Source organism: Streptomyces sp. NPDC051684 (assembly GCF_044453445.1).
Lineage (GTDB): Bacteria > Actinomycetota > Actinomycetes > Streptomycetales > Streptomycetaceae > Streptomyces.
Genome location: NZ_JBITCS010000001.1, coordinates 461,991 through 481,731, shown reverse-complemented (window position 1 = coordinate 481,731; position 19,741 = coordinate 461,991). Strand labels below are relative to the sequence as shown.

Genomic DNA, 19,741 nt, shown 5'->3' with positions numbered 1-19,741 from the left:
GAGAAGTCGAGACGAGCTGGACGCACGGGGGCAGGGCGATGGACGGGACACAGGGTATGAGCGAGGTGACCGGGAGCGAGGCGCTAGCCACGCTCCACCGGGTCTTCGGGTACGACGCCTTCCGCGGTGAGCAGGAAGCGATCATCGAGCACGTGGTGGGCGGTGGGGACGCCGTCGTGCTCATGCCGACCGGCGGCGGCAAGTCGCTCTGCTACCAGATTCCGGCGCTGGTCAGAGCCGGTACGGGGATCGTCGTCTCGCCCCTGATCGCCTTGATGCAGGACCAGGTGGACGCGCTGCGGGCGCTCGGCGTGCGCGCCGGGTTCATGAACTCGACGCAGGACTTCGAGGAGCGCCGCCTGGTGGAGGCGGAGTTCCTCGCGGGCGAGCTCGACCTGCTCTATCTGGCGCCGGAGCGGCTGCGCCTCGACTCCACGCTCGGGCTGCTCTCGCGCGGCAAGATCTCCCTCTTCGCGATCGACGAGGCGCACTGCGTGGCGCAGTGGGGGCACGACTTCCGCCCCGACTACCTGACGCTCTCCGTGCTCGGCCAGAACTGGCCGGACGTGCCGCGCATCGCCCTGACCGCGACGGCGACGCACGCCACGCACCAGGAGATCACCCAGCGCCTCGGCATGCCGGACGCCAAGCACTTCGTGGCGAGCTTCGACCGGCCCAACATCCAGTACCGGATCGTCGGCAAGGCCGACCCGAAGAAGCAGCTCCTGAGCTTCCTCAAGGAGGAGCACGAGGGCGACGCGGGCATCGTCTACTGCCTGTCCCGCAAGTCCGTGGAGGCGACGGCCGAGTTCCTCAGCAAGAACGGGATCGAGGCGGTGCCGTACCACGCGGGCCTCGACGCGGGGACGCGCGCGGCGCACCAGTCGCGGTTCCTGCGCGAGGAGAGCCTCGTCGTCTGCGCGACCATCGCGTTCGGCATGGGCATCGACAAGCCGGACGTACGGTTCGTCGCCCACCTCGACCTGCCGAAGTCCGTCGAGGGCTACTACCAGGAGACGGGCCGCGCCGGGCGTGACGGGCTGCCGTCGACGGCATGGATGGCGTACGGGCTGCAGGACGTGGTCCAGCAGCGGAAGCTGATCAACATGGGGGAGGGGGACGAGGCGTTCCGGCGCCGCGCCTCCGCCCACCTCGACTCGATGCTGGCGCTGTGCGAGACGGCGCAGTGCCGCCGGGCCCAACTGCTCACGTACTTCGGGCAGGAGGGCGCCGAGTCCTGCGGCAACTGCGACACGTGCCTGTCGCCGCCCGAGACGTGGGACGGCACGGTGGCCGCGCAGAAGATCCTGTCGACCGTGGTGCGCCTGGAGCGGGAACGGCGACAGAAGTTCGGTGCGGGGCAGATCATCGACATTCTGCTCGGCAAGCGCAGTGCCAAGGTCATCCAGTTCGATCACGACCAGCTCTCCGTGTTCGGTATCGGCGAGGAGCTGGCCGAGCTCGAATGGCGGGGCGTGGTGCGGCAGTTGCTGGCGCAGGGGCTCGTCGCGGTCGAGGGCGAGTACGGGACGCTGGTGCTCACCGAGGAGAGCGGCTCCGTCCTTGCGCGGCAGCGGGAGGTGCGGCTGCGCAAGGAGCCGAAGCCGGCGCCTCGTGCGGCGGCGGCCCGTGAGCGCAAGGGCAAGTCGCCCGCGGTCGAGCTGCCGGCGGAGGTGGCGCCGGTCTTCGAGGCGCTGCGGGCCTGGCGCGGCGCGCAGGCGAAGGAGCACGGGGTGCCGGCGTACGTCATCTTCCAGAACACGACGCTGGCGGAGATCGCGCAGCAGCGGCCCACGTCGCTGTCCCAGTTGGGCACGATCGGTGGGGTCGGGGAGAAGAAGTTGGCGACGTGGGGCGAGGGTGTGCTGGGGGTTTTGGCGGGTCTGAGAGGTGAGCCCAGCGGGCCCGCCCGGAGCGACGAGTCCTGGCCCGACTATGTGGGCCAGGAGCCGCCGCCCGAGGATGAGCCCGTGCCGGAGGATGTCGACTGGTAGCCGGGGTTGACGCCTCGGGGCTCCGCCCAGGGCCCCGCGCCTCAATCGCCGGCGGGGCTTCAAAGATCGGGGCTCCGCCCCGGCCCCCGCTGCTCAATCGCCGCAGGGGCTTGAAATCCGTAGGGGGGGCAATGCCAGCCGTCAGGCCCCGGGCGTGATCCTGCCCGTGACCTCGCCCAGTTGGACCCTCGCGCCGTCCGGGCCGGGGGCCCAGGCGGAGAGGGTGACCACGTCACCGTCCGCCAGGAAGCCGCGCTTGCCGTCGGGGAGGTCCAAGGGCTGTTGGCCGTTCCAGGTGATCTCGATCAGGGAGCCGCGCTCGTTGTCCTCGGTGCCGCTGATCGTGCCTGAGCCGTAGAGGTCGCCGGTGCGCAGGGAGGCGCCGTTGACCGTCATATGGGCGAGCATCTGGGCGCCCGTCCAGTACATGCCGGAGAAGGGGGGTTCGGAGATGACCTGGTCGTTGAGGGTGACCGTGATGCGCAGGTCGTAGCCGGCCGGGTCGGCGGTCGCCTCGGGGCCGCTGTCGTCCAGGTACGGCAGCAGCGGCACCGTCCGCTCCGGCGGGCCCACGCGGGCCGCGTCCAGGGCCTCGAGCGGGGTGATCCACGCGGAGATCGACGTCGCGAAGGACTTGCCGAGGTGCGGGCCGAGCGGCACCGTCTCCCAGTTCTGGATGTCGCGCGCCGACCAGTCGTTGAGGAGGCAGATGCCGAAGACGTGGTCCCGGTAGGAGGAGAGCGGGACCGGGGTGCCCTGCCGGGACGGGACGCCGACGACGTAGCCGACCTCCGTCTCGATGTCGAGGCGGGCGGACGGGCCGAAGACCGGGGCCGGGTCGGCCGGGGCCTTGCGCTGGCCCGAGGGGCGCACCACGTCCGTGCCGGAGACGACGACCGTGCCGGAGCGGCCGTGGTAACCCACCGGCAGGTGCTTCCAGTTGGGCTTCAGGGGCTCCTCGTCGGGACGGAAGAGCCGGCCGAGGTTCGAGGCGTGGTTCTCGGAGGCGTAGAAGTCGACGTAGTCCGCGACCTCGAACGGGAGGTGCAGGGTGACCGAGGAGAGGGGGTGCAGGAAGGGGCGCACGACCTCGCGGTGGGCCGGGACCGTGACCCAGGCCGTCAGCGCGCGGCGTACGTCCGACCAGGTCGTCCGACCGGCCGCGAGCAGCGAGTTGAGGTTCGGGCGGGCCAGGACCGAGACGTAGGGGGAGCCGAGGGCCGCGGCGGCGCCGCCCGCGTCCAGGACGTGGTCCCCTATCCGGACGCCCACCGAGCGCTCGCCGTCGGCGGTGCGGGAGAAGACTCCGTACGGAAGGTTGTGCGGGCCGAAGGGGTGGCCTTCGGGGAGATCGAGTGGGTCGAGCCCTTCGAGCGGGGTGTGCTCGGAGGCGGACTCGGACTCGGAGGTGGCTGCGGGTGCCATGCCTGCGGGCCTCACTTTCCATTCGGGTGCGCCACACGTTACGTGGGAGACACCAGTTCGCGGCAGTGCCTAAAGAGTTCGCAATGTCCGAATGACCCGTTGATGGAGTGGTGGGTTCCGGCTTAGCGTCATTGTCCGGTGGGCACGGACGGGGCTGAACCCCGTATTCAAGGTCCGGGTCCAAGGGGGGGACACGTGGGGGGACCCGTGGCCAGGAGCGCCGGGAGTGTCAGCAGTGCTGGAAGCGTGCCGTTCGCCGTGGACCGTGATGTCCCGGGCCTGATCGTGAAGTTCGGCGACTACCCGCTGCACCACGGAGGGGTGGGCGCGATCCGCAGCCTGGGGCGCCTCGGCGTGCCGATGTACGCGATCACCGAGGACCGCTACACGCCCGCGGCCGCCTCGCGCTATCTGCGCCGGGCCTTTCCCTGGCGCACGTCGGGGGCGGAGGAGCCGGAGCGGCTCGTCGACGGGCTGCTCCGCGTCGCCCGCCGGATCGGCCGGCCCGCGGTGCTGATCCCGACGGACGAGGAGGCCGCGGTCCTCATCGCCGAGCATCAGGACCCGCTCGCCGCCGCGGGGCTGCTCTTCCCGCGCGTGGAGCGGGAGTTGCCGCGCCGCCTCGCCAGCAAACAGGGGCTGCACGAGCTGTGTGTGGAGCACGGCATCCCGTCGCCGACGGCCGCGTTCCCGGAGTCGTACGCGGACATCGAGGAGTTCGCGGTGAAGGCCCGATTTCCGGTCGTGGCGAAGAACCGGGAGGCGTTCACGCGGCGTTCGCGGCCCGCCGTCAATGGGACCACGAGGATCGCGACCGCGGAGGGGCTGCGCAGGCTCGCTCTCGACTGGGGTGAGCGGCCCGGCGTGATCCTTCAGGAGTATCTGCCGCGCGAGGAGGCCGAGGACTGGATCGTGCACGCGTACTTCGACCAGGACTCCTCGCCGCTCGCGATGTTCACCGGCGTCAAGGTCCGCTCCTGGCCGCCGCACGCGGGCATGACGGCCAACGCGTACGTCGTCGACAATCCGGAACTCGCCGACCTCGCCGCGCGTTTCATCAAGCAGATCGGCTTCACCGGAATCATCGACCTGGACCTGCGCTTCGACCGGCGTGACGGCCAGTACAAGCTGCTCGACTTCAATCCGCGGATGGGCGCCCAGTTCCGGCTCTTCGAGAACGAGTCGGGGATCGACGTCGTCCGCGCGATGCACCTCGCACTCACCGGCCGCACCGTTCCGGAGGGGGAACAGCGGGCGGGACACCGCTACGTCGTCGAGAACATCGACCTGCCGGCCCTGCTGGCGTACCGGCGCAGCGGCTATACGACCCCGCACGCCCCGTCCCGAGCCAGCGGGACGGAGCTGGCGTGGTGGGCGGCCGACGATCCGCGGCCGTTCTTCACGATGCTCGCCCGGTTCGTACGGCCGGGCGCGAGGCATCTGTACCAGCTGTGGCGGAGCAACCGCCGCGGCAGCGGCACCGGTTCGGGCGGCGGGAGCGGCCGGACCTGACCGGGGCAGGCGAAGTAGGTGACGCGACGTCGTCCTGGGGAGGGGCTTCGTGAATCATCCGGTAGCAGTCATCGGGGCGGGTCCTTATGGCCTGTCCACCGCGGCCCATTTGAGGGCGCGCGGCATACCCGTCAGGGTCTTCGGGGAACCCATGGTGAGCTGGCGCTCGCACATGCCCGAAGGCATGATCCTCAAGTCCGTGCCGTCCGCGTCGAACATCGACGCGCCCCAGCGCGGACACGACCTGGTCGACTACTGCGACGTGGCCGGGATCAAGCGGCTCGTCACGGACGAGGACCTGATATCCGCCGAGACGTTCGTCGCGTACGGCGACTGGTTCCAGAAGAAACTGGTGCCCGACCTGGAGCGGGTGCGGGTGGTCTCCGTGGACCGGCGCGGGCGCGAGGGCTTCGAGCTGAAGCTGGACTCGGGCGAGCAGTTCACGGCGCGGGCGGTGGTCGTCGCCACCGGCCTGTCCGGACTGGAACACCTGCCGGGCGAGTTCGCCGCGGCCGTGCCGGACGGACCCGCCCCCACGGGCCCGATCTCACACAGCGCGCAGCACCACGACCTGTCCCGGTTCGCGGGCAAGGAGCTGATCGTCGTCGGTGCGGGCCAGTCCGCCCTGGAGACGGCGGCGCTCGCGGCGGAGGCGGGCGCGAGCGTCACCGTGGTCGCGCGCGGCAAGGGCCGGGTGCGGTTCGGGGCGCCCCCGTGGAACCAGCCGAGGTTCCGGCCCGAGACGCCGTTCGGCAACGCGTGGTCGCTGTACGCGTTCACGTACTACCCGCACCAGTACCGCCAACTGCCGCCTCAGGCACGGCACTTCCTGGTCAAGCGGGTGCTCGGGCCACTGGGCGCCTGGTGGCTGAGGGAGCGGTTCGAGGGCAGGGTCGCGGTGCGCGACGTCGCGGGCATCGAGCGGGTGACGGTGTCCCAGGGCGCGCCCGTCCTGGGCGTGCGCACGCTCGGCGGTCGCGCCGACCACCTGACCGCCGACCATGTCATCGCGGCGACGGGGTACCGGGTGGACCTGGCGGCGATGCCGTTCCTGGGGGAGGGGCTGCGCACCCGGCTCGCCACCAGCCGGGGCACGCCGCGGCTCGGCGCCGGCTATGTGTCGTCGGTCCCCGGTCTGTACTTCACCGGCATGCTGGGCGGGTCCTCGTACGGGCCCGTCATGCGCTTCGTCTGCGGCACCGAGTTCGCCTCGCCGCGGCTCGCCCGGCATCTGGCGGCGGCGCACGGCTGACCGGATGGCCCCCACAACCACCGCCGGGTCCACCGTGGTTGACCGCGCGGGGCCGTAACCCGAACAGATGACATCGCCTCGTCGTGACCGGCCGTACCTTGCCAGGGCGGCCGGTACTCGACGGGTCCCGGGCACGGGCGGTCCGTATTCTTCGGATCATGCCCGCACCCGCATATGCACTCATCGCCACCGACCTGGACGGCACGCTGCTGCGCGGCGACGACACGGTCTCGGACCGGACCCGCGAGGCGCTGGCGGCGGCCGTCGCCGCGGGAGCCCGGCACATCGTGGTGACGGGGCGGCCCGCGCCCCGCGTGAAGCCCATCCTCGACGACCTCGGTGGGAGCGGGCTCGCGGTGTGCGCGCAGGGCGCACAGCTCTACGACGGCGCGCACGACCGGCTGCTCTGGTCGCTGACGCTCGACCGGGACCTCGCCGAGCAGGCCATCGGGAAGATCGAGGCCGAGATCGGTCAGGTGTACGCGGCCGTCGACCAGGACGGGGTGGAGGGGCTCACGCTCATCGAGCCCGGCTACCTCATGCCGCATCCGACGCTGCCCGCCGTACGGGTCCGGGGGCGCGCCGCGCTGTGGGAGCGGCCCATCAGCAAGGTGCTGCTGCGCCATCCGTCGCTGTCCGACGACGAGTTGGCCGCGGTGGCGAGAGCCGCGGTGGGGCCGCTCGCCACCGTCACCATGTCCGGGCCCGGGACGGTCGAGCTGCAGCCGCGCGGCGTGACCAAGGCGACCGGCCTCAGCCTCGCGGCGCAGCGGCTCGGGGCGGGCGCCGCCGACACGATCGCCTTCGGCGACATGCCGAACGATGTGCCGATGTTCGGGTGGGCGGAGTGCGGGGTGGCGGTGGCCAACGCGCACCCCGAACTCAAGGCGGTCGCCGACGAAGTGACTTCGTCGAACGAGGAGGACGGGGTGGCGGTGGTCCTGGAGCGGTTGCTCGGCTGAGCCGTCTCCTCCGGCCGACCGGTCCTGCGCCACGGGGCTCCGCCCCGGACCCCGCTGCTCAATCGCCGCAGGGGCTTGTCAGCCCCCCTCAGCCCGCCGTGCGCGGGATCCGCTTCTCCCACGTCCGGTGGAAGACGACCTCGTCGCCGTCCCGGCACACCACCTCGCTCGACGTGAGGAACTCGTCGGACGTGCACGTGATTTCGGAGCGGGTGGTCACCCGGGCGTCCCAGCCCACGTCCGGGCGGTGCAGGCGGATCGACCAGTCGGAGCGGGTGCGCGCCGACAGCGGGTCGGCCTCGTTGATGACGTACGTCTCCAGCGCGTCCTCGGTGAACTCCAGGCCGTCCGGGTACAGGCGCGTGCCGCCGTAGCGCGGGTCGACCTCAAGGCGCCATTCGCCCTTGGCCACGTCCCGTACGACGAGGCGTTCGGGGCGCGGCTCCTCCAGCGTCTCCGGGTAGACCACGCCGAGCGGCTCCGACTGCTCGGGGGCGTCGAAGGCGATCTCTCCGCCCGGTTCGGCGCCGCGCACCGGGAGCTCCAGCGCGCTGCCCACCGGGTCGAGCGTGAACCCGGCCTCCGAACCCGCCTGCGGCCAGATCCACGGCCAGTACGCCGAGGACACCGCGAGCCGGATGCGGTGTCCTGCCGGGAAGGCGTGGCCGATGCCGTTCAGTTCGAAGGTGACGTCCTCCGTCGTGTCCGGCTCCCAGGGGACGTTCTCGGAACGCCCCCGGCGCGAGGACAGGTTCAGCACGCCGCGCGTCACCAGCGTCGACGAGCCGTCCGGCGCCACGTCGCAGACACGCGCCACGACCTGCCCGCGCTCCACCGGGCACGTCACCCGCAGCGTCACCCGCGGCCGCCCGAGGACCCGCACCTCGCGTGGCACCTCGAACTCGAAGCACGCCGACTTGGCGTCCTCCTCGCGCTGGTCCGGCGGCAGGTCCGCATCGTTCCCGAACGGGAAGAAGCGGCCCGCGTCCAGGCCCGTGTGCTGCGGCGAGCGGACGATCTGGGGCGCGCCCTGAAGCGCGTACGAGACCTTCTCGACGTTCGGCGACGGCCACGAGGGGTCGCCGACCCAGCGGCCCGGCAGCTCCGGGTAGACCGTCGCCGGCGGGTGCGAGTCGCTGATCCAGGAGCGCAGCTTCGGCTCCGCCATGACCCCCGTGTCCTCGCCCTTCAGCCAGTGGTCCCACCAGCGCAGCGTCTCCTGGAGGAAGCCGATGGCCGGGCCGGGCGGCAGGCCGCGGTCCGGGTACTGGTGCGACCAGGGGCCGACGATCCCGCGGGCCTGGTCGTCGGGGAGGTTCTCCATCAGGCGCAGCACCGTGTCCCGGTACGGGTCGTGCCAGCCGCCGACCGCGAGCACGCCCGCCTTGATCGCGGAGTAGTCCTCGCAGACGCTGCCGTGCCGCCAGTAGTCGTCGCGGGTCTGGTGGCCGAGCCACGTGTGGATGAACGGGTCGACGGCCTCCAGGCGCCGCGTCCACATGTCCTTCCAGCCGTCGCCCACGAACTGCGGGTCCGGCGGGCGCGACACGAACGCGAGCATCGTCGACGCCCACGCGTGCATGTCCACGGCGAGCACGGAGCCGCCCATGTAGTGCACGTCGTTGTCGTAGCGGTCGTCCGCCGAGCAGACGGTCACGATCGCCTTCAGCGGCTCGGGTGCCAGGGCCGCGATCTGGAGGGAGTTGAAGCCGCCCCAGGAGATGCCGAACATGCCGACCTTGCCGGACGACCAGTGCTGCGCGGCGAGCCAGTTCACGACCTCGACGCCGTCCGCGAGCTCCTGCGCGTCGTACTCGTCGCCGGGCATGCCCTCGGAGTTGCCGTGGCCGCGCACGTCCACGCGCACGGAGGCGTAGCCGTGGCCCGCGTACCAGGGGTGGCGCTGCCAGTCGCGGGGCGCCGTCCAGTCGGAGAGCCGGTAGGGGAGGTATTCGAGGAGCACCGGCACCGGTTCCTCGGTCACCGGGCGCCACACGCGGGCGAAGAGCGTCGTCCCGTCGGACAGGGGTACGCGGATGTCCTCGCGGACCGTTCCGAAGGGGAACTCGGTCCGGACGGTGGGAGTCGTGGTCATGGGAAAACCTCAGTGAACGGGGTGCATGGTGCGGCGCAACCAGGGCGCCAGGGCGATCACGGCGATACCGACCGCGACCGCGATGGCGCCGTTGACGCCGAAGTAGGCGGGGTTGGAGACCTCGCCGTAGAGCTTGACGACCTGGGCCTGGATTCCGTTCGCAAGTGCGAGCGAGAGGAACCACAGGGCCATGGTCTGGCTGGCGAAGGCCTGCGGGGCGAGCTTGGTCGTCGCGGACATGCCGGACGTCTCCACGAGGATGTCGCCGAGGCCCAGCAGCAGGTACGAGCCGACGATCCACCAGACCGCCATCTTGTACGTGTCGTCGCTGTGCCCGGACGTCGGCAGCACCATCAGCAGGAACGACAGGCCGCCCAGGACCACGCCGATCGCGATCTTGTTGGAGGCGTGCGGCTGGCGCGGGCCCATCCGGGCCCAGACGGCGGCCACGACGGGCGCGAGCGCCACCTCGAAGGCGCCGAGCGCGGAGGCGTACCAGCCGGCCGGGAAGTCGAAGCCGAGGATGGTCGTCTCGGCGTTCGTCGAGGCCAACAGGATCATCGTCGAGTACGCCTGGAACAGGATGAAGTTGAAGGCGACCGAGGCGATGAAGAGCACCAGGTAGGGCTTGAGCCGGCCGCGCTCCTCCGCAGTGACCCGGGGGCTCTTGAACATCACCACGAAGTACACGACCGGCGCGATCACCGAGATGTACGTCAGGAGGTCGACGAAGCGGCCCATGGTGAGCCATCCGGCGAGCGCCAGGACCACCGCGACGGCGGCCACCACGACGGCGCCGACGATCATCAGCCGCACCGCCCTGCGCAGCCCCTCGGGCGGCAGCGCGTACTCGGCGGCGTCCGTGCGCCCGGCCAGGTGACGGCGCCCGGCGACGTACTGGATGAGACCGAACGTCATGCCGATGGCGGCGGCCGAGAAGCCCCAGTGCCAGCCCTTGTGGTCACCGAGCCAGCCGGTGATCAGCGGTCCGGCGAAGGCGCCGATGTTGATGCCCATGTAGTAGAGCGCGAAGCCGGCGTCGCGGCGTTCGTCGGCGGTCCGGTACAGCTTGCCGACCATCGAGGCGACATTCGGCTTGAGCAGGCCGGTACCGGCGCTGATCAGGCCGAGCCCGACCCACGTCATCGTGGGTGTCGGCACCGCCATCGAGTAATGTCCGCAGGCGATGAGGATGCCGCCCCACAGGACGGCGCGGTACGAGCCGAGGATCCGGTCGGCGAGCCAGCCGCCCGCGACCGAGACGAGGTAGACGAGCGTGCCGTACGCCGCCGAGACCGAGGCCGCGTTGCCGGGGTCCATGCCCATGCCGCCGTGCGCGACGGTGTCCGCGAAGTACAGGACGAGGATGGCCTGCATGCCGAGGAACGAGAACCGTTCCCAGACCTCCAGGCCGGACAGCGTGAGCAGGCCCCTCGGCTGGCCGAAGAAGGCCGTGTCGTCACCAGGGGGCGGTGCGCCCACCGTGTCGTTCTCGGTGTGGGACAAAGTACGTACTCCAGGTCGTCTGTGCTGATCAAGAACATACCGGTGGTGTCGCGAAGCCGCCTGGTCCAGGGTGTTCGGGCGGGCGCCACCTGTGATCGAAACGCGACCGGATACGCTGACTTGAGTGATGGCAGCGACACATCGACAAACCGTGTCATCGACCGAATGATCGACCGAGTTCGCCATGTGATCGTCAGCAGACAGGAGACCCACTCGTGACCGTCGTCGGGACTTTCGGTCTTAGCGTGCGGGACCAGGCTCTCGAAGCCGATGTCCAGGCCGGATTGACGGCTGTCGAGGAGGGACTGCTCGAGGCCACCAAGAGCGAGGTTCCCTTCATCACGGAGGCCGCCCAGCACCTGGTGCGGGCCGGCGGCAAGCGGTTCAGGCCGCTGCTCGTGACCCTCGCGGCCCAGTTCGGCGACCCGTACGCGCCGGGCATCGTGCCCTCGGCCGTCGTCGTCGAGCTGACGCATCTCGCGACGCTCTACCACGACGACGTGATGGACGAGGCGGACGTGCGGCGCGGGGTGCCGAGCGCCAACCAGCGCTGGGGCAACTCGGTGGCAGTGCTCACCGGTGACTTCCTGTTCGCCCGCGCCTCGCACATACTGGCCGACCTCGGCCCGGACGCCGTGCGGATCCAGGCGGAGGCGTTCGAGCGGCTCGTGACCGGGCAGATCCTGGAGACGGCCGGGCCGGCCGACGGCCGCGACCCCGTCGACCACTATCTCGACGTGCTCAGCGGCAAGACCGGTTCGCTGATCGCCGTGGCCTGCCGCTTCGGCGCGATGATGTCCGGCGCGGAGGAAACCGTCGTCGATGTGCTGACCCAGTACGGGGAGCGGCTCGGCGTCGCGTTCCAGCTCGCCGACGACGTCCTCGACATCGCCTCCGACTCGCACGAGTCCGGGAAGACGCCCGGCACGGACCTGCGCGAGGGCATCGCCACGCTGCCGGTGCTGCGGCTGCGGGAGCGGGCCGAGCGGCTGGGGCTCGCCGAGGACAAGGAACTGGTCGAGCTGATCGACTCGGACCTCGCCGACGACGCCCGGCTCGCCGAGGCGGTCGCGCGGCTGCGGGAGCACCCCGCGCTCGAGCAGGCGCGGCGGGACACGGTGCGCTTCGCGGAGGAGGCGAGGGCGGCGTTGGCGCCGCTCGCCGAGTGCGATGCGAAGGCGACGCTGGTGGAGCTGTGCGACGCGGTGGTGCACCGGGCGGGTTGACCGTCCTCCGGTCCCGGGGCGCTGCCCCGGACCCCGCGGGCTCTCGTCCGAAAGGCGGGGCTTGAATGTGTTGAGCGCTGCCCCGATCCGGTTCGTACTCACCCCCGAAGGCCGACGCAGGGGGCGTCGGCCCGGTAGGGGGAGAACTGAACATGGGCACATTGGGCACACGCATGCTCGCGACCGCGGCCGTCCTCGGTGCCGCGGCCGGCACCGGGCTCGCCGCGCCGCAGGCCATCGCCGCGGACGCGGAACCGGGCGACACCGCGACCGTCCTCGCCACCAGCCTCAACGGGGCCAACGAAGTGGCCGACGGTGACAAGGACGGGGTCGCCCTGGAGTTCATCCAGGTCAAGGGCGATCAGGTGGCCGTCGCCGTGAAGTGGCGGGGCGTCGGGAAGCCGACCGCCCTGCACCTGCACGAGGGCGCCGAGGGCGCGAACGGCGACGTGCGGGTCGACTTCACCAAGGTGCTCGGCGGCGCGAAGGGCCACCGCGCCACCGGCTCCGTCACCGTCAAGGACCGCGCGCTCCTGGCCCGGCTCACCACCGACCCCGGAGCGTTCTACGCCAATCTGCACACGGCCGCCTTCCCCGACGGCGCGGTCCGCGGCCAGCTCCACCGGGTCACGGAGCCGACCGACTTCGGCCGCGCCCTCGACAACTTCCAGGCGTCCGTGGTGCGCGGCCGGCAGATCTACGCGTGCAAGGTCGACCCGGCCACCGGCAAGGCGGCCTTCGCGCAGCGCGACGTGAGCGCGGAGCTCGCGGGACACATCCGGCACTCGTTCACGGCGCCCGACTCCGGCGTGCCGCAGTGGGTGGCGCCCGACAAGAGCGCCGTCACCGGTGCGGTCGTCTCCCGCACGCCGAACGGGGCGGACAACATCGCCGAACTGGACCTCAGGGCCACCCGGTCCGGGGCGCCGCACGGGCTGCTCGCGGACACCGCCGAGATCCTGCGGCTCAACACCGTGGGCGGAGTGGCCCCTTCGGGCAGCTGTGACCCCGGGGCGATCGTGGGCGTGCCCTGCAAGGCGGACTACGTGTTCGTGAACGGCTGAGCGCACCCGGTCCGCGTACCGCGGTCGGCGGCGTCGCCCCCTACGGGTCGGGGGTGGCGCCGCCGTGGTGTGTCATCCCGTAGGCGTACGCGGAGTTGATCCCGGGGTCTGACGCTTCCTTGTGGCCGGTTTGGTCAGATTGGGTACACCACTCCAGACCAATCCGGGTGAGAATGGCGGCTCGGGGTGGACGCAGACTGGACGAGTGCACAGGACGGTAAGCCGCCGCCGATCACGGAGGTAGGGCAAGAAGATGGCACCGTACGCATCCGAAGACAGCGAGAGCGGCACGCGCCGCCGCAAGGCCGTGCGCTACGCGGTCCCCGTCGCCGTGGTGGGGGTGGCCGCGGCGACCATCGGGCTCGTTCCGGCGCTCGCCAGCTCCGGCGACCCGGACCTTCCCGACATCACCGCGCGCCAGCTCATCGAGAAGATCGCCAAGTCGGACACCGAGCAGCTCTCCGGCACCGTGAAGATCAACACGGACCTGGGCCTGCCCTCGGTGGGCGGCGCCGCGGGCGGCGGGATGATGGGCGGCGACGAGCACGAGGGCGGCAGGTCCTCGGCCGACCCGCAGTCGAAGCTGACCGAACTGGCCACCGGCTCGCACACGCTGCGCGTCGCGGCGGACGGCCAGGACAAGCAGAAGCTGTCGGTCCTCGACGACACGTCCGAGTACAGCGTGATCCACAACGGCGACGACGTGTGGGCCTACGACAGCAGGTCGGATGAGGCGTACCACGCGAAGCAGCAGCGGGGCGCGGACCGCGGCGAGCACGCGAAGAAGGCCCCGAAGGGCGTTCCGGCCACGCCGAAGGAGCTCACGGACGAGATCCTCAAGGCCGGCGGCGACACCACGTCGTTCACGGTCGACGGCACCTCGCAGGTCGCGGGCCGGGACGCGTACCGGCTCCAGATCAAGCCGAAGCAGTCCGGCTCGACGGTCGGCGCGGTCACCGTGTCCGTGGACGCGAAGACCGGTACACCGCTCAAGTTCAGCCTCACCCCGGCGGGCGGCGGCGCGGCCGTGGTCGACGCCGGGTTCACCAAGGTCGACTTCGCGAAGCCGGCCGCCTCCACCTTCGACTTCAAGCCGTCGAAGGGCACGAAGGTCACCGAGGCCGACGAGCTGAAGAAGAAGGCGCCGCGGCACGAGGGCGTCGCCAAGCCCGAGGAGCTGAAGGCCGGCGGTCTCGACGGCCTGAACGTCATCGGCAAGGGCTGGACCTCGGTCGCCGAGCTGAAGCTGCCGAAGGAGGCCGCGGGCCTGGCGGCGGGCAAGGGCTCGGCCGAGATGCCGCCCGACGCGCAGAAGTTCCTGAATTCCCTGGGTGACCGGGTGAAGGGCGACTTCGGCTCCGGCACCGTCTACTCGACCCGTCTCGTGAACGTACTGGTCACCGAGGACGGGAAGGCGTACGCAGGTGCGGTCACCAAGGACGCGCTGGTGAAGGCGGCGAACGCGGGCTGAATCAGCGGTGGTTCACGGTGAGGGGGTGGTGTGCACCACCCCCTCACCCGTATGCGTAGGAGGGGCATGGAGGAGCAGCGGGTCGAGCCTGTCATCGAGACGCGGGAGCTCAGCAAGCGGTACCGGGGCGGGCAGTTGGCCGTCGACGGGCTCAGCCTGAGCGTCCCGCGCGGCGCCGTCTTCGGCTTCCTCGGGCCGAACGGCTCCGGCAAGACCACCACCATCCGGATGCTGATGGGCCTGATCGAGCCGACCTCGGGCTCCGCCCGGGTGCTCGGGCACGCCATGCCGCGCGCGGTGCGGACCGTGCTGCCGCAGGTGGGCGCGCTGATCGAGGGGCCCGCCCTGTACGGCTTCCTCAGCGGCAGGGACAACCTGCTGCGCTACGACTCCGCCGATCCGACCGCCGACCCCCGCACCCGCAAGGCGCGGGTCGGACAGGCGCTCGACCGGGTGGGCCTGACGGCCGCGGCGGGCAAGAAGGCCAAGGCGTACTCGCTCGGCATGAAGCAGCGGCTAGGCCTGGCCGCCGCGCTGCTCACGCCGCGCCGCCTGCTCGTCCTGGACGAGCCGACGAACGGACTCGACCCGCAGGGCATGCGCGAGATCAGAACCCTGGTCCGGGAACTGGCCTCCGACGGCACCACCGTCTTTCTCTCCTCGCACCTCCTCGACGAGATCGAGCAGGTCTGCACGCACGCCGCGGTGATGGCGAAGGGCCGGCTCCTCACCCAGGGACCGGTCGCCGAACTGGCCGCCGGGGTGCGCGGAAAGCTCGCCGTCACCACCCCGGACCCGGCCGACGCCGCCCGCGTCCTCAAGGAGCACGGGCTGACCGTCCTCGACACGGAGGACGAGCGGGTCACGGCCGAACCACCGCCGCCCGACACGGATCTGGCGGAACTGAACAGGGCACTGGTCACCGCGGGCGTGCGCGTGCGCGGCTTCGGCGTCGAGCGGGCCTCGCTGGAGGACGCGTTCGTCGCGCTGACGGGGGAGGGCTTCGATGTCGCGGGTTGAGGAGCAGGTTGAGGCGCAGGCCGAGGCGCGGGTGGAAGCGCCGGTTGAGGCGCGGGCGGCGCATCCGCTGTGGACGTTCGGCCTGCTGCGCAGCGAGCTGACGGTGACCCTGCGCCGCTGGCGCACCCTCGCGCTGCTCGCGGTCCTCGCCGGTGTGCCGGTCCTGATCGGCGTCGCCGTGAAGATCGAGACGAGCGGGGACGAGGCGGGCGGCGGGGGCGCGGGCCCCGCGTTCATCGCGCAGATCACGAACAACGGCCTGTTCCTGGTGTTCACCGCGCTCGCCGCGACGCTCCCGTTCTTCCTGCCCATGTCGGTCGGCGTCGTCGCGGGCGACGCGGTGGCCGGCGAGTCGAACGCGGGGACGCTGCGCTATCTGCTGGTCGCCCCCGCGGGCCGGACCCGGCTGCTGCTCACCAAGTACGCGACCGTGCTCGCCTTCTGCCTGCTCGCGACGCTGGTGGTGGCGGTCTCGGCGCTCCTGACCGGGGCGCTGCTGTTCCCGCTCGGCGACCTGGCCACCATCTCCGGCACCCGGATCGGCTTCGGCGAAGGGCTGTGGCGGGCGTTCCTGATCGCGCTCGTGGTCGCGGCGTCCCTGGTCGGCATCGCCGCCGTCGGCCTTTTCATCTCGACGCTCACCGGCAGCGGCATCGCGGCGATGGCGACGACCGTGGGCCTGCTGATCACCGTTCAGATCCTGGACCAGATCCCGCAGTTGCACGGGATCCAGCCCTACCTGTTCTCACATCAGTGGCTATCGTTCGCCGACCTGATGCGCGCCCCGGTGTACTGGGACGACGTGGTCAAGAATCTCGAACTGCAGGCCCTGTACGCGGCGGTGTTCGGCTCCGCGGCCTGGGCGCGGTTCACGGCGAAGGACATCACCGCGTGAACCCGGCGGGTGCCTCGGACCTGCCCCGGGCCGCGGCGCCCCGCGACGGGTGGTCGCCCCGGCGGGGCCGGGCGAGCAGGAAGCCGACGGGGGCGCTCACCAGGACCGAGGAGTAGAACGGCCAGAAGCTCCAGTCCAGGTCGGGGAAGACCGCGTACGGGTTTCCCGAGACCGAGGGGGAGAAGAACGTGGCGAGCAGGATCGCCGCCGTGCTCCCGTAGACGCAGCGCTTCATGGCCGCCGCGGACATGGGGCGGTCGCTGCGCAGCGAGTGGATCACGAGCGGGAGGACCGAAGAGGTCGTCACCGTGTAGGACAGGACCAGCCAGAACATCGGGCTGACGTCGGGAGTGAGGGCGGCGAGCAGGATGCTCACCCCGCCGACGATGCTCATGGTGAGGCGGGCGCGGCCCGCGCTGACGCTCGTCGTGCCGTCGGCCTTGAGCCCTTCCGGCTTGGCCACCGGGCCGCCGGCGCCGAGGTCGCGGACGACGGAGGCGGCCGTGGACAGCAGGAGGACGGAGGCGGCCGCGAGGACCGTCAGGAACGTGGTGCAGAGGCCGAACAGCAGCCACTTGCCGAGCCCGTCCTCCGAGCCGTCCAGGGCGATGGCGAGGCGGGTGATGATGTTTCCGCCGAACTGCCCCTGGGACACGAGGTCCTTCTGGGGCACGAGGGCCGCCGCGCCGAAGCCGATGAGGGCCGCCATGGCGCACAGCGGGGCGATGACGGCGAAGCCCACGCCCGCGACGCGGCGGGCGGCGCGCGGATGCGGAGCGTCCGTGAAGCGCGCGAGGAGGTACGGCATGAAGGCCGCGCCCGTCAGTACGCAGGAGCAGAACGCGGCGAGGTCGATGAACCCGATGGGGCCGTTGCCGAAGAGCTGGCCCATCTCCAGGAAGCCTGCCGAGCCGGTCCGGTTCCGGTCGGCGGCGTGCACGAGCGCGCCGAAGTCCCCGCCGAACTTGATCACGACCAGGAGGCCGAGGATCGGGGCGATCAGCATCAGGCCGCCGATCTTGAGGAGTTGCAGCACGGTCGCGCCCCGCGTGGCGCCGATCGCCGCGCAGGCGACGATCAGGGCGCCCATCAGCACGATGAGGATCTGCCGGGTCGTGAGGTCGTCGATGCCGACCATCCGGGCCGTGTCGCCGATGGGCTGCAACTGGGCGGTGATCAGCGGCACCGTCGCGGTGAGCAGGGCGAAGCCGGCGGCGCGGCGGCCGGGCCCCGGGGGCAGATGCCGGGTGACGGTCTCGCCGAACGACCGTCCGCCGATGCCCGCGAGGCGCTTCGCCAGCCATTGCCGCATCAGGAGCGGTGACAGCGCGGCGCACGTGGCGACGGCCACGCCGTCCCCGCCGGCCACGGCCACGACCCCGACGAGGAACATCACCGCGGCGGCGTTCGCGATGTCACCGGCGTAGGCGAGCCCGATCAGGCGGGCCCCGAGCCGGTTCGACTCGCCGACGCGGAAGAACTCGTCGCCGACACGAAGGTCGGGGCTGGCCCACATCGACAGGAACAGGCAGGCGCCGATGAAGAGCAGGAACAGGAGCAGGGAGACGGTGAGTCCGCCGTTGAAGGCCCCCATCACGCACCGCTCCCGTGGTCCGGGCGCGGTTCGGCGCAGGCGCCCAGGAGGCGTCCGTAGATCAAGGCTCCTCCAGGAGCAGAACGAGTGGCAAGGCGCGGGCGGGACGCGAGAAGGGCATCGACCGCCCGGACGGTCGCACACAGGTTACCGACGGTTAGGAGGAGCGCTGAGTGGTGAACGGAGGTGATTCAGCAAAGAGTTGGTGACCGACCGCGCGCCGGGTCACTGCAGGCAGAACTCGTTTCCCTCGGGGTCGGCCAGCACCAGCCACTCGCCGCCCTGCGCCTTGACCTCGTTCAGTACGTGCGCGCCGAGGCCGGTGAGCCGCTCGGCCTCGGCCGCCCGCTGCCCGGACTCGGCGTGCACGTCGATGTGCAGCCGGTTCTTGCCGCTCTTCGCCTCGGGCACCCGCTGGAAGAGGATGCGGCGGCCGAGCCCGGTGCCGGTGTCCGCGTCCACCGGGTCGTCCGGGTGGCGCACGGCGACCAGATCGCGGAAGGACCGGCGGCCCCAGCGCAGGACGGTCTCCGCCTCGCTCACGGCGCCGAAGCCGAGGAGCCGCTCGATCAGCGCGGCGTTGTCCTCGATCTCGTAGCCGAGCGTGGCTCCCCAGAACTCGGCCTGGGCGTGCGGGTCGGCGGCGTCGACGACGAGCTTCCAGTGCAGTGTCATGCCCCAGTTATAGGGCGAACCTCGTCCGTCTGCGCGGAATTCGGGACATGGGAGGCGACCTCGGCCTCGGCCCGGACAAGGCGGGCCCGGTTGATCCGCGCGGTGCGCAGCGCGTCCCACGTCAGCAGGATCAGCGCCAGCCAGACCAGCGCGAACCCGGCCCATCGCTCGGGCGGCATCGCCTCGTGGAAGTACCAGATGCCCAGCACGAACTGGAAGACGGGCGCCAGGTACTGGAGCAGCCCCAGCGTCGACAGCGGCACGCGGATCGCCGCCGCCCCGAAACAGACCAGCGGGACCGCCGTGATCAGCCCGGCCGACGCGAGCAGCACGCCGTGCCCGACGCCCTCCGTCCCGAACGTCGACCGGCCCTGCGCCCCGAGCCACAGCAGATAGGCGAGCGCGGGCAGGAACTGCACGGCGGTCTCGGCGGCGAGCGATTCGAGCCCGCTCAGGTTCACCTTCTTCTTCACGAGCCCGTACGTGCCGAACGAGAACGCGAGCACGAGCGAGATCCACGGCGGCTGCCCGTATCCGATCGCGAGCACGAGCACGGCGGCGAAACCGGTGCCGACGGCCGCCCACTGCGCGGGCCGCAGCCGTTCCTTGAGGAGCAGCACGCCGAGCGCGATCGAGACGAGCGGGTTGATGAAGTAGCCGAGCGAGGCCTCGACGACATGGCCGGAGTTCACCGACCAGATGTAGACGCCCCAGTTGACGGTGATGACGGCCGCGGCGACGGAGACGAGCCCGAGCCGCTTCGGCTGCCGCAGCAGCTCCTTGGCCCAGCCCCATCTGCGGACGAAGAGCAGCGCGATGCCCACGACGGCCAGGGACCACACCATCCGGTGGGCCAGGATCTCCACCGATCCGGCGGGCTTGAGCAGCGGCCAGAACAGCGGGACGAGGCCCCACATGCCGTACGCCGCGAAACCGTTGAGGAGGCCGATGCGCCCCTCGTTCTTCCCCTGCCCCCGCAGCCCCGGATCCGCCCCGGCCCTGTCCTGCATGACCCCTCCTCGTAACGCACGGCAGCCCGGCGGCGGCCAC

Annotated in this window: 15 protein-coding genes; 9 read left to right on the top strand and 6 right to left on the bottom strand. The window is 71.4% G+C overall.

Going from position 1 to position 19,741, the window contains the following annotated elements:
• The first annotated feature begins 56 nt into the window (after window positions 1-56).
• On the top strand, window positions 57-1,994 hold the full coding sequence (gene recQ, locus ACIA8D_RS02305; RefSeq protein WP_399228004.1) for a DNA helicase RecQ: 1,938 nt from the start codon (window positions 57-59) through the stop codon (window positions 1,992-1,994).
• A 141-nt stretch (window positions 1,995-2,135) separates the two neighbouring features.
• Here recQ and fahA read toward each other — a convergent pair whose 3' ends face one another.
• Window positions 2,136-3,419 (bottom strand): fumarylacetoacetase, encoded by a 1,284-nt coding sequence (gene fahA, locus ACIA8D_RS02300; RefSeq protein ID WP_399228003.1) that lies wholly within the window; start codon window positions 3,417-3,419, stop codon window positions 2,136-2,138.
• Window positions 3,420-3,665: 246 nt separating this feature from the next.
• On the opposite strand from fahA, the gene ACIA8D_RS02295 reads away from it, so the two are divergent.
• From ACIA8D_RS02295 to ACIA8D_RS02285, 3 genes are all read left to right on the top strand, one after another.
• A complete protein-coding gene (locus ACIA8D_RS02295) occupies window positions 3,666-4,931 on the top strand; it encodes an ATP-grasp domain-containing protein (protein WP_399228002.1) in 1,266 nt (421 codons plus the stop codon).
• A 49-nt stretch (window positions 4,932-4,980) separates the two neighbouring features.
• Complete coding sequence (locus tag ACIA8D_RS02290) at window positions 4,981-6,183, top strand: FAD-dependent oxidoreductase (RefSeq protein WP_399228001.1); 1,203 nt, start codon at window positions 4,981-4,983, stop codon at window positions 6,181-6,183.
• Between the two features lie 158 nt (window positions 6,184-6,341).
• The gene (locus ACIA8D_RS02285; protein WP_399228000.1) at window positions 6,342-7,145 is read left to right on the top strand and encodes an HAD family hydrolase; all 804 of its coding nucleotides are present in this window, start codon (window positions 6,342-6,344) and stop codon (window positions 7,143-7,145) included.
• Window positions 7,146-7,233: 88 nt separating this feature from the next.
• On the opposite strand, the gene ACIA8D_RS02280 is transcribed toward ACIA8D_RS02285, so the two are convergent.
• Together ACIA8D_RS02280 and ACIA8D_RS02275 are read right to left on the bottom strand one after the other, a co-directional pair.
• Window positions 7,234-9,240: a CocE/NonD family hydrolase gene (locus ACIA8D_RS02280; RefSeq protein WP_399227999.1), complete on the bottom strand. Its 2,007-nt coding sequence runs from the start codon at window positions 9,238-9,240 to the stop codon at window positions 7,234-7,236.
• Window positions 9,241-9,249: 9 nt separating this feature from the next.
• Window positions 9,250-10,746, bottom strand: a complete 1,497-nt coding sequence (locus ACIA8D_RS02275; RefSeq protein WP_399227998.1) for a peptide MFS transporter — start codon at window positions 10,744-10,746, stop codon at window positions 9,250-9,252.
• A 215-nt stretch (window positions 10,747-10,961) separates the two neighbouring features.
• Between ACIA8D_RS02275 and ACIA8D_RS02270 the strand changes: the two genes are divergently transcribed.
• The 5 genes from ACIA8D_RS02270 (at window position 10,962) to ACIA8D_RS02250 (ending at window position 16,422) form a co-directional block, all read left to right on the top strand.
• Complete coding sequence (locus ACIA8D_RS02270; protein ID WP_399227997.1) at window positions 10,962-11,972, top strand: polyprenyl synthetase family protein; 1,011 nt, start codon at window positions 10,962-10,964, stop codon at window positions 11,970-11,972.
• 152 nt (window positions 11,973-12,124) lie between these two features.
• Entirely contained in the window at window positions 12,125-13,036 is a 912-nt protein-coding gene (locus ACIA8D_RS02265; protein ID WP_399227996.1) for a CHRD domain-containing protein, read from the top strand.
• A 253-nt stretch (window positions 13,037-13,289) separates the two neighbouring features.
• A complete protein-coding gene (locus tag ACIA8D_RS02260) occupies window positions 13,290-14,507 on the top strand; it encodes an outer membrane lipoprotein carrier protein LolA (protein WP_399227995.1) in 1,218 nt (405 codons plus the stop codon).
• A 66-nt stretch (window positions 14,508-14,573) separates the two neighbouring features.
• Window positions 14,574-15,527: an ABC transporter ATP-binding protein gene (locus ACIA8D_RS02255; RefSeq protein WP_399227994.1), complete on the top strand. Its 954-nt coding sequence runs from the start codon at window positions 14,574-14,576 to the stop codon at window positions 15,525-15,527.
• Window positions 15,514-16,422: an ABC transporter permease gene (locus ACIA8D_RS02250; RefSeq protein WP_399227993.1), complete on the top strand. Its 909-nt coding sequence runs from the start codon at window positions 15,514-15,516 to the stop codon at window positions 16,420-16,422. Before ACIA8D_RS02255 ends, ACIA8D_RS02250 begins: the two co-directional genes overlap by 14 nt.
• On the opposite strand, the gene ACIA8D_RS02245 is transcribed toward ACIA8D_RS02250, so the two are convergent.
• The 3 genes from ACIA8D_RS02245 to rarD form a co-directional block, all read right to left on the bottom strand.
• Complete coding sequence (locus ACIA8D_RS02245) at window positions 16,412-18,016, bottom strand: hypothetical protein (RefSeq protein WP_399227992.1); 1,605 nt, start codon at window positions 18,014-18,016, stop codon at window positions 16,412-16,414. The two genes, ACIA8D_RS02250 and ACIA8D_RS02245, sit on opposite strands and share 11 nt — an antisense overlap.
• 225 nt (window positions 18,017-18,241) lie before the next feature.
• The gene (locus tag ACIA8D_RS02240; RefSeq protein WP_399227991.1) at window positions 18,242-18,691 is read right to left on the bottom strand and encodes a VOC family protein; all 450 of its coding nucleotides are present in this window, start codon (window positions 18,689-18,691) and stop codon (window positions 18,242-18,244) included.
• A complete protein-coding gene (rarD, locus tag ACIA8D_RS02235) occupies window positions 18,688-19,701 on the bottom strand; it encodes an EamA family transporter RarD (protein WP_399227989.1) in 1,014 nt (337 codons plus the stop codon). Before rarD ends, ACIA8D_RS02240 begins: the two co-directional genes overlap by 4 nt.
• Window positions 19,702-19,741 lie beyond the last annotated feature (40 nt).

What these genes read in the sequence shown, in the direction of transcription:
- recQ (WP_399228004.1), top strand. Translation starts at nt 57, where the DNA reads ATGAGCGAGGTGACCGGGAGCGAGGCGCTAGCCACGCTCCACCGGGTC.
- fahA (WP_399228003.1), bottom strand. Translation starts at nt 3,419, where the DNA reads ATGGCACCCGCAGCCACCTCCGAGTCCGAGTCCGCCTCCGAGCACACC.
- ACIA8D_RS02285 (WP_399228000.1), top strand. Translation starts at nt 6,342, where the DNA reads ATGCCCGCACCCGCATATGCACTCATCGCCACCGACCTGGACGGCACG.
- ACIA8D_RS02280 (WP_399227999.1), bottom strand. Translation starts at nt 9,240, where the DNA reads ATGACCACGACTCCCACCGTCCGGACCGAGTTCCCCTTCGGAACGGTC.
- ACIA8D_RS02265 (WP_399227996.1), top strand. Translation starts at nt 12,125, where the DNA reads ATGGGCACATTGGGCACACGCATGCTCGCGACCGCGGCCGTCCTCGGT.
- ACIA8D_RS02260 (WP_399227995.1), top strand. Translation starts at nt 13,290, where the DNA reads ATGGCACCGTACGCATCCGAAGACAGCGAGAGCGGCACGCGCCGCCGC.
- ACIA8D_RS02255 (WP_399227994.1), top strand. Translation starts at nt 14,574, where the DNA reads ATGGAGGAGCAGCGGGTCGAGCCTGTCATCGAGACGCGGGAGCTCAGC.
- ACIA8D_RS02250 (WP_399227993.1), top strand. Translation starts at nt 15,514, where the DNA reads ATGTCGCGGGTTGAGGAGCAGGTTGAGGCGCAGGCCGAGGCGCGGGTG.
- ACIA8D_RS02245 (WP_399227992.1), bottom strand. Translation starts at nt 18,016, where the DNA reads ATGGGGGCCTTCAACGGCGGACTCACCGTCTCCCTGCTCCTGTTCCTG.
- ACIA8D_RS02240 (WP_399227991.1), bottom strand. Translation starts at nt 18,691, where the DNA reads ATGACACTGCACTGGAAGCTCGTCGTCGACGCCGCCGACCCGCACGCC.
- rarD (WP_399227989.1), bottom strand. Translation starts at nt 19,701, where the DNA reads ATGCAGGACAGGGCCGGGGCGGATCCGGGGCTGCGGGGGCAGGGGAAG.